The sequence below is a fragment of the Staphylococcus sp. HMSC36A10 genome (genome assembly GCF_001838845.1).
In the GTDB taxonomy this organism is placed as follows: domain Bacteria; phylum Bacillota; class Bacilli; order Staphylococcales; family Staphylococcaceae; genus Staphylococcus; species Staphylococcus aureus.
This window is the reverse complement of the sequence record NZ_KV839085.1, coordinates 1-10,609: the sequence shown is the minus strand read 5'-3', so window position 1 is coordinate 10,609 and position 10,609 is coordinate 1. Positions and strand designations below refer to the sequence as shown.

7 protein-coding genes are annotated in these 10,609 nt (G+C 33.6%); all 7 read left to right on the top strand.

Annotated elements, in window-relative coordinates; translation table 11 throughout:
* Window positions 1-10: 10 nt before the first annotated feature.
* Genes secY2 through gtfB form a run of 7 tightly spaced genes read left to right on the top strand, consistent with a single transcriptional unit; the run spans window position 11 to window position 10,538 of the window.
* The gene (gene secY2, locus HMPREF3247_RS02810; RefSeq protein WP_000916120.1) at window positions 11-1,222 is read left to right on the top strand and encodes an accessory Sec system protein translocase subunit SecY2; all 1,212 of its coding nucleotides are present in this window, start codon (window positions 11-13) and stop codon (window positions 1,220-1,222) included.
* 10 nt (window positions 1,223-1,232) lie between these two features.
* Window positions 1,233-2,786, top strand: coding sequence for an accessory Sec system protein Asp1 (gene asp1, locus HMPREF3247_RS02805; protein ID WP_000873198.1), 1,554 nt, complete (start codon window positions 1,233-1,235; stop codon window positions 2,784-2,786).
* The gene (gene asp2 / locus HMPREF3247_RS02800) at window positions 2,776-4,344 is read left to right on the top strand and encodes an accessory Sec system protein Asp2 (RefSeq protein ID WP_001137455.1); all 1,569 of its coding nucleotides are present in this window, start codon (window positions 2,776-2,778) and stop codon (window positions 4,342-4,344) included. Before asp1 ends, asp2 begins: the two co-directional genes overlap by 11 nt.
* The gene (gene asp3 / locus HMPREF3247_RS02795; RefSeq protein ID WP_070866187.1) at window positions 4,322-5,281 is read left to right on the top strand and encodes an accessory Sec system protein Asp3; all 960 of its coding nucleotides are present in this window, start codon (window positions 4,322-4,324) and stop codon (window positions 5,279-5,281) included. The genes asp2 and asp3 overlap by 23 nt, the downstream gene beginning before the upstream one ends.
* The gene (secA2, locus tag HMPREF3247_RS02790) at window positions 5,271-7,661 is read left to right on the top strand and encodes an accessory Sec system translocase SecA2 (RefSeq protein WP_000680947.1); all 2,391 of its coding nucleotides are present in this window, start codon (window positions 5,271-5,273) and stop codon (window positions 7,659-7,661) included. Before asp3 ends, secA2 begins: the two co-directional genes overlap by 11 nt.
* Before the next feature lie 17 nt (window positions 7,662-7,678).
* Window positions 7,679-9,187 carry an accessory Sec system glycosyltransferase GtfA gene (gene gtfA, locus HMPREF3247_RS02785; protein ID WP_000158425.1) on the top strand — a complete coding sequence of 503 codons (1,509 nt, stop codon included), beginning with the start codon at window positions 7,679-7,681 and terminating at the stop codon, window positions 9,185-9,187.
* Window positions 9,180-10,538, top strand: coding sequence for an accessory Sec system glycosylation chaperone GtfB (gtfB, locus tag HMPREF3247_RS02780; protein ID WP_000593171.1), 1,359 nt, complete (start codon window positions 9,180-9,182; stop codon window positions 10,536-10,538). The genes gtfA and gtfB overlap by 8 nt, the downstream gene beginning before the upstream one ends.
* Window positions 10,539-10,609: the final 71 nt, after the last annotated feature.

Below are 10,609 nucleotides of genomic sequence, written 5' to 3'. Positions count from 1 at the left end.
GAGGTGCAACATGTTAAAACTTTTACAACAATACGAATATAAAATTATATATAAACGTATGCTATACACATGTTTTATATTATTTATTTATATATTAGGTACAAACATTTCCATCGTTTCCTATAACGATATGCAAGTAAAACATGAGTCATTTTTTAAAATAGCTATTTCTAATATGGGTGGAGACGTTAATACTTTAAACATTTTCACTTTAGGATTAGGTCCGTGGTTAACATCAATGATTATCTTGATGCTGATTTCTTATCGGAATATGGATAAATACATGAAACAAACAAGTCTTGAGAAGCATTATAAAGAGCGCATCTTAACATTAATTTTAAGTGTTATTCAAAGTTATTTTGTGATTCATGAATATGTTTCGAAAGAACGTGTTCATCAAGACAATATTTACTTAACAATATTGATTTTGGTTACTGGAACGATGTTATTAGTTTGGTTAGCTGACAAAAATAGTCGTTACGGCATCGCAGGACCAATGCCGATTGTAATGGTTAGTATTATTAAATCAATGATGCATCAAAAAATGGAATATATAGATGCAAGTCATATTGTGATTGCGTTGTTAATCATCCTTGTGATAATCACATTGTTTATCTTATTATTTATTGAATTAGTAGAAGTGAGAATACCATATATCGATTTAATGAACGTTTCCGCAACAAATATGAAATCTTATTTATCTTGGAAAGTTAACCCTGCAGGCAGTATTACTTTAATGATGAGCATTTCAGCTTTTGTTTTCTTAAAAAGTGGCATTCATTTTATTTTATCTATGTTTAATAAAAGCATATCAGATGACATGCCAATGCTGACATTTGATAGTCCAGTAGGTATTTCAGTATATTTAGTGATTCAAATGTTATTGGGTTATTTTTTATCGAGATTTTTAATCAATACTAAACAAAAATCCAAAGATTTCTTAAAGAGTGGCAATTATTTTTCAGGAGTTAAACCTGGTAAGGATACAGAACGTTATTTAAATTATCAAGCACGACGCGTATGTTGGTTTGGATCGGCATTAGTTACAATCATTATTGGTATACCGCTTTATTTCACATTGTTTGTACCGCATTTATCTACTGAAATTTATTTCTCAGTACAACTGATTGTATTAGTTTACATCAGTATTAATATTGCAGAAACAATTCGTACATATTTATATTTTGATAAATATAAGCCATTTTTAAACCAGTATTGGTAAGGAGGTAATTATGAAATACTTTATTCCAGCTTGGTACGATGACCAACGATGGTGGCAAGACACGACTGTGCCGTATTATCAACTACAAAATAAGACGGAATTTGACGATATGATTAGTTTAATGGGAATGCACCTTGAAAATGACTTAGATTATCAACTGATTGTTCTCAATCATGCACCAAATTTAAGAACATTTTTACATCGATATGACTTATATGAGACAAAGTATTCGTCTGTGTTTGATGAAATTCAAGGATTCAGTCACCATGCGCCACAAGCGATTAATTATCATCACTTAAAATGGCCGGATGATGTTGAGTTTGTGTACACACCGTATTTATTAAAATGTGTGACGAGTGAACAGACCTATACAAATATTTATTTTAGTCAAGAAGGGTATTCAATTTGGTTTGAAGAATTTGAAAGAGATCAGTTACAACGGCGTTATATTTTTGATGACAGAGGTTATTTATCAGCGATACGTTATTTTGATGATCAGGGAGAGGCTTCTTACCAAGAATATTTAACGATTAATGGAGATTGTGTACTTCATGAAGATTTGAAAAATGGCAGAGTCACTGTTTCAAAAAGATATCAACATCACTATCAACAAACAGAATATAACAATATGGCTCAACTAATTGAAGAGAAATTTCAAGAGATGATTGCACAACAAATACATGAAGATGATCATGTGATTGTGGCTTCAGATGCTAGGCACAATCGACAAATAGCCAATCATATTCCAGCGAAATCATTAAGTTATTCATTTTTTAAAAATAGAAATGAAACTGTGTCAGATGAGGAATATCAATCTATCGTAAAGAATGCCCATTTAATTGTTGATAGTGTGCAACTAGAACGTGATTTAATTAGTCATCAAGAGAAGTATCAGCGAGAGAATACAATGATTCGAATCACGCCATTTGAAACGAGACAATCACCTAATATAAGTAGTCAATTGATGGAAACATTTATAGGTGTATGGATTGATGGTATGAGTGACGCTGATTTGCAACAAATGATGCAACGACTTGTGGATTATATCGCACAAGAAGATAATTACCGTTTAATTTTATTAACGCGCCATCAAAATGACATACCGATGTGGCTTCGTGAATGTATTACGTCGGTAAATGAGGAATACCAAGCTAAACAGAATGCGGATGTTAATGTTTCAGCATTAATGACACCTGAAGATCAAGATGACATCATTGCTGTTAAGACGATACATGCTGAACATGATGTTGTAGAAGCATTGCGGACGTTGCGACTTGTGATAGATATGTCAAAAGAACCTGATTTGTATTTACAAATTAGTGCAATTAGCGCTGGGATTCCACAAATTAATGGTCAACAAACAGATTACGTCTCTGATTATGACAATGGCCGTATTATAAATACAGTTGATGAATTAGATGATGCGTTAAATTATTATTTATTTTATTTGAAAAATTGGAATTATGCGTACGCCTATTCTTTAAAATTAATAGATGCATATGCTTCTAAGAATATTATTAATCAGCTCGATGAGTTAATAGAAGGTGAAAATGATGCCACGTAAATTTAGAGTTTTGCAAATTGGAGGAGACGATTTAGAACTTATTTTTCAACACAAAAAAGGTGTGAGTTGGGATTACTTCGATATTGGATTGTTTGAATTTGATAGTGGTTATGTAGAGGCTATTGAAGCGATTGTTGAAGCAGAAGGGCGCTTTGATTTTATCTATATTCAAGCACCGTACTCGGAGACATTAATGAATTTATTACAAATGATAAGCGAACCATACAATACGTATGTTGATGAATCATTTTGGTCTGTTGAATATGAACAAGACGAAAATGTCCAAAAATACGTTGTTCAACCATTACATTACCGGAATATTGAAGAACGTAATAATAAATTAGAGGCAGTTAGCTTCTCAGGACAGTATGGAGATAAAGTTTCCCCTAAGTTAGCACTTGTGCATCCGAATTTTAAAGGAGATGTCGTATACCAAGGTAATTCAGAGCTCACGTTGAGTGGAGAATTTGGAAAAGAATTTAAACCTATCGCATCTTGGCAAAATAATCTCGTTTACGATAAAGATAAAGTCATTCAAATATGGCCAGAATTTGATATTGATGGTGCGGTCGAGTTGCAATATACATTTAGATTGATTCAGACTGGCGCTGATGGTGCATTAATTGAACAAATCATATTAACTGATGATATGTTAGACAGTCCTTTAGAGATACCTGCGAAACCATTTGATGCTTATATAAGTGTAACTGTTAAGGCGCGTGGGAACGGGACGGTACATTTAGGACCTATACACAAACGATGGTCTAGATTAGACATGGGTCAATTTTTACTTGGTGGTAGTCGTTTCGTAGATAGTCAACGACAGGAATTTATTTATTATTTCCACCCTGGTGATATGAAACCGCCACTAAACGTATATTTTAGTGGTTATCGAACAGCGGAAGGTTTCGAAGGATATTATATGATGAAACGTATGAATGCACCGTTTTTACTTATCGGCGATCCTCGTGTTGAAGGTGGTAGCTTTTATATCGGTTCATCTGAATATGAACAAGGTATTATCAATGTTATTGACGAGACATTAGAAAAGCTGAATTTTAAATCACATGAATTAATATTATCTGGTTTATCTATGGGTTCATTTGGTGCCTTGTATTATGGTGCTCAGTTAAATCCTCAGGCAATTATTGTTGGTAAACCACTTGTTAATATTGGAACGATTGCTGAACATATGCGATTACTTAGACCAGAAGAGTTCGGTACAGCATTAGACGTCCTGGTGTCTAATGAAGGTGATACATCTCAAGCGTCGATAAAGGCATTAAATCAAAAATTTTGGCAAACATTTCAAAAGAAATCATTGTCACAAACTGTTTTTGCCATAGCATATATGCAACATGATGATTATGATCCACATGCATTTCAAGAGCTATTACCTGTATTGACAGCACACCAAGCAAGAGTGATGAATCGCAGTATTCCTGGGCGACATAATGATGATTCACCTACCATTGCAAGTTGGTTTGTTAATTTTTACAACATTATTTTGGAAGACAAGTTTGGGAGAGTTCAACATGCTGAAAAACAAAACATTTAAAGTTACTTGGAATTATATTTCACAAACTACATTTATGTATGGCTCTAAAGTATCATTTTCAAATGGTGAAGTGACTTTTATAAATCCTTTGATGCCCTCTGGATTACCGATTCATGAGTGGTTGATGTTAAAGCAATTTTCAAAATATAAAAGTGCGCCAAGTTTACCAATTTTGCGTAGAGGACAGCATTATAAATTGCATTTTGATTTTGATGCAACGCCTGCTGGTTCAGTGTATTTTATCATCATTTTTTATAATAAAAATGGCACAAAACTAAGTACTGAGATTGTAAAGTCAAATAGTATTACGATTCAATATCCTGATGAAGCCTATGCTTATAAAATAAAAATGATGAATGCAGCATCGACGAGTCTTATATTTAGATGTTTAACAATCACAGAGATGACGCATCAAGATGATTTAGAGTATAAAAGCATGCGGGTGACGAAGATAGGCGATGACCAATATGGAAATTATATGATCAATGTCATTATTGCAGAACCATCTGACACCTATCCAACTATTTCGAATGATTTTTTGAAACTGTTTGGTCATGTTTGGCTCGTTGAACGTTGGATGGACGACAATATCGAGGGAAATATTAAGCAACTAAAGGATGATTTGCAAAGTCAAGATACCCTAACGGCTATTAATTTGATTAGTTATGGGTCAAAGTCAAATGTTTTTGCAACTTATGTCGCTCAGCATTTGGATTGCAAAGTGTATCGTACAAGCCATGAAGATGATGATTTAAAAGGATGGCTTACAGAACATGTCCCAGGAAATCATGAACTAAAAGATACAAATGTCGAGGTTTATTTTAAAGAAGAGCAAGACAAACATCTAAATTATATGTCACGTTTAATGAATCCAGTACGATTTTTAGATTACTTAGATGTATCGAAACTGAATGGTGGGGAAGTAAATGAAACATAAACTAGATGTTACGATAAACGAATTAAGACTAAAGTCGATTAGAAAAATAGTGAAACGCATCAATACATGGAGCGATGAAGTTAAATCATATTCTGATGATGCGTTAAAACAAAAGACAATAGAATTTAAAGAACGTTTAGCATCAGGAGTTGATACACTAGATACATTGTTACCTGAAGCTTATGCAGTGGCACGTGAAGCGAGCTGGAGAGTATTAGGTATGTATCCTAAAGAAGTTCAGTTAATCGGAGCGATTGTATTGCATGAAGGTAACATTGCGGAGATGCAAACAGGCGAAGGTAAAACATTAACGGCAACGATGCCTTTATATTTAAATGCTCTTTCGGGAAAAGGAACATATTTAATTACAACGAATGATTATTTAGCGAAGCGAGATTTTGAAGAGATGCAACCATTATATGAATGGTTAGGTTTAACTGCTTCATTAGGTTTTGTTGATATTGTGGATTATGAGTATCAAAAAGGGGAAAAACGTAATATATATGAACATGATATTATATATACAACTAATGGACGTCTCGGTTTTGATTATTTAATTGATAATTTGGCTGATAGTGCGGAAGGGAAATTTTTACCACAATTAAATTACGGTATTATTGATGAAGTGGATTCAATCATTTTAGATGCTGCTCAAACACCATTAGTTATTTCGGGTGCACCAAGATTACAATCAAATCTATTTCATATTGTGAAAGAGTTTGTAGATACATTGATTGAAGACGTGCATTTTAAAATGAAGAAGACCAAAAAAGAAATATGGCTGTTAAATCAAGGTATTGAAGCGGCACAATCATACTTTAATGTTGAAGATTTATATAGCGAACAAGCGATGGTCCTAGTGCGTAATATTAATTTAGCACTGCGCGCACAATATTTGTTTGAATCTAATGTCGATTACTTTGTATATAATGGTGATATTGTTTTAATTGACCGTATTACAGGTCGTATGTTACCGGGAACTAAGTTGCAAGCTGGACTTCACCAAGCTATTGAAGCGAAAGAAGGTATGGAGGTTTCAACAGATAAAAGTGTTATGGCAACAATTACCTTCCAGAATTTATTTAAACTTTTTGAATCATTTTCAGGTATGACAGCTACAGGAAAATTAGGCGAATCAGAGTTCTTTGATTTGTATTCAAAAATAGTCGTACAAGTACCAACTGATAAAGCGATTCAACGTATCGATGAACCAGATAAAGTGTTTCGTTCAGTTGATGAGAAAAACATCGCGATGATTCATGATATAGTTGAACTTCATGAAACGGGGCGACCGGTTTTACTCATAACGAGAACTGCTGAAGCGGCTGAATACTTTTCGAAAGTATTATTCCAAATGGATATTCCTAATAATTTACTCATTGCGCAAAATGTTGCAAAAGAAGCGCAGATGATAGCTGAAGCAGGGCAAATTGGTTCCATGACTGTTGCGACTAGTATGGCAGGTCGAGGCACAGATATTAAACTTGGTGAAGGTGTCGAAGCATTAGGTGGATTAGCTGTTATTATTCATGAACATATGGAAAATAGCCGTGTAGACAGGCAATTACGTGGTCGTTCTGGTAGACAAGGGGATCCGGGATCATCTTGTATATATATTTCACTAGATGATTATTTAGTTAAGCGATGGAGCGATAGTAATTTAGCGGAAAATAATCAATTATATTCATTAGATGCACAACGATTATCGCAAAGTAATTTGTTTAATCGCAAAGTTAAGCAAATTGTAGTTAAAGCGCAGCGTATCTCGGAAGAACAAGGGGTTAAAGCTCGTGAAATGGCTAATGAATTTGAAAAAAGCATTAGTATACAGCGAGATCTTGTATACGAGGAACGCAATCGAGTTTTAGAAATAGATGATGCTGAGAATCAAGATTTTAAAGCGTTAGCTAAAGATGTATTTGAAATGTTTGTAAATGAGGAAAAGGTGCTAACAAAATCGCGTGTTGTCGAGTATATTTATCAAAATTTAAGTTTCCAATTTAATAAAGATGTGGCTTGTGTTAATTTTAAAGATAAGCAAGCAGTAGTGACATTTTTATTAGAGCAATTTGAAAAGCAATTAGCTTTGAATCGTAAAAACATGCAAAGTGCATATTATTATAATATTTTCGTTCAAAAAGTCTTTTTGAAAGCAATTGATTCATGTTGGTTAGAACAAGTCGACTATTTACAACAATTAAAAGCAAGCGTTAATCAACGACAAAATGGGCAACGTAACGCTATTTTTGAATACCATAGAGTTGCATTAGATTCATTTGAAGTTATGACACGAAATATCAAAAAAAGAATGGTGAAAAATATTTGTCAAAGCATGATTACATTTGATAAAGAGGGTATGCCAGTTATACATTTTCCATAAATGAAAAGGGGTAGCGCATGACAATATATAATATAAACTTTGGTATAGGCTGGGCGAGTAGCGGTGTTGAATATGCACAAGCTTACCGTGCTAAATTATTGAGACGTACAAATCAAGACACTAAATTTGTGTTTTTAGATTTTATACAGTCAGAGAACATACAGACATTAACGCAAAACATTGGGTTTAAAGATCAAGAAGTTATTTGGTTGTATCAGTATTTTAGTGATATTTCTATAGCACCAACAACGTACACGTTAGATGACATTGAACGTGAGCTTGGTCATGAAATTAGTTTTAGAGAAAGAAATGGTAAGATAGTCCGTCTATATTTTAATGGGAAATCATCATTTGTAACATGTTATCTACAAAATGAACAAAAAGATGTTGTGGATCGTGCAGAATTTGTAATTAATAGTATGTTAGTACGTAAAGATTTTTATAGTTATACGCGTATATTTTCTGAGTATTATGCACCAGCTGATAATAAAGCGAAATTATATATGCGACAATTCTATAATGAAGATGGTTCCATCGCTTATAACGAATATATTGATGGAGACAGCTCTATATATGTGTTTGAAGATGCGGTGTTGTATAACAAAACCGAATTTATTGCATACTTTTTACAACGATTGAATTTAACCCGAGACGATATTGTCATATTAGACCGCGCTTCTGATATTGGTCAGGCTGTTTTGCAGCATAAAGGTGATAGTAAAGTTGGTGTTGTGATTCATGCTGATCATTATAGTAATAATATGATGAGTGAGCAGCATATACTATGGAACAATTATTATGAATATCAATTTTCAAAAGCTAAATACATTGATTTCTTTATTACAGCAACAGATATTCAAAATCATATGGTTTGTCGACAATTTGAGCAATATCAAGGTTATCGCCCACGTGTTTATACTATTCCTGTGGGAAGCATTGATGCATTATCATATCCTAAATTATCAAGAAAGCCATATGCGATGATTAGTGCATCTCGTTTAGCAAATGAGAAACATATTGATTGGCTTGTCAAAGCGGTTATCGTGGCTAAACGACAAGTGCCAGAATTAACATTTGATATTTATGGAGAAGGTAGCGAGAAGACGCGACTGCGTAAAATTATTGATACACACCGCGCGCAAGATTATATTCGTTTACTAGGGCATGTTAAACTTGATGAAATTTATAATGATTATGAGTTATTTCTTTCTGCATCAACTAGCGAAGGTTTTGGGTTAACACTAATGGAAGCGGTAGGCTCAGGACTAGGTATGATTGGATTAAATGTGAATTATGGTAACCCAACCTTTATTCGAGATGGGGAAAATGGCTACTTGGTACCTTTTGATACCGATGAAGATAGTGTGGATGATGTTATCGCAAAACTAGCTCATGCCATTGTAATGTATTTTAACAATGGTCCCCAGACACCACATGACATCTCTTATGAAGTGGCACAGCAATTTATGACTCAAGATATTATTTTAAAATGGGAAACATTAGTTCAAGAGGTGCTACATGATTAAATTATTTGATTACTTTAACAATCATTCACGAAAGTTATATGAGTCTTTTAAAGCCAGTAAGTTGGAAGAAGATTTAACAATTGTACTCAATGACAATGGCTTTTTACCGGACGATGTTATATCACCGTATCAATTTTTTGCAGATAATCATAATACAGAAAATATGAAACCACGATTTTTTAATCAGGTTACTGTACCAGCTTTTTGGGAAATTAAAGGTAACAACAATTCGGCTACAATTAATGATATGGGACGTCTACGAGGCAAAATATTTTATCAAAGTGGAGAGCGCCCTAGAATTGTTAGTCGTGTCGAATGGTTTGATGACCAACAACGTGTCCGATTTGTCGATTATTATTCTAAGAATGGTATTAAATTTGCACAAACTGTTTACGATTTAAATCGTAAAGCGATCTTGAAGAAATATATGACAGCAGAAGGTAAAGAAGTGATTTATGAAAATTTTGTAACATCTGATGTCATATTGGATTGGCAAGGGAAGTCTTACTTTTTCCCTTCAAAGCTCGCATTCGTATTATTTTTTATCAAGCAACTTGAAATTACGGAACATCATTTCGTTATTAACTCACTAGCCCTACCATTTTCAGTGTTATATAATTTGCCATCAAAAGGTAGTGATGTTTTGGTATGGCAAGAACACTGTAATGGTAATGTCCCGGGAAATATGCAATTGATGTGTAAAGGTGATATGAAACGACATTGTAATATTATTATTCCAGATAAAAACGAATATGAAACGATGCTCAATATAGCAGACGCAAAGGTTCAATCTCGTATTTTACAAGGCGGATATCTATATAACTATCGTAGTCGTAATAGATATACTAAAGAAATTGTAATATTAACTAACTCGGATCAACTTCGTAACATCAAGGTATTGGTTGAAACTTTACCAGATTTTAAGTTTCACATCGCTGCTATTACAGAGATGTCTGATAAGCTAATGCAACTTGATCAATATGCTAATGTGCATTTATACCCATCTATTAATATAGATAGGGTAAATGAACTATACCAGTTATGTGATATTTATCTTGATATCAATGAGGGTAATGAAATTTTAAATGCGGTGGAACAAGCGTTTGACTATGAGTTGTTGATTTTAGGTTATCGTCAAACCGCACACCATGCTAAAGTAACATTATCAGAGCACTTATTTGAGCATAATGATGAGATAACAATGGAAAGTAAAGACCAATTAATACAAATGTTAGAGAGTTTGAAAGATCAACAACAGTTTCAAGATGCTTTATTAGCACAAAAAGCACATGCACACGAAATCTCGCGTGAACAATTCGAGCAAGTTTTTAAACAGGCGCTCGAAAGCTAAAAAGAAAAAGCAGTCTAAAATAAAGCATCATTTAATAGGCAGTGTGTCAATAGAAAAATGAGAATTTCTTA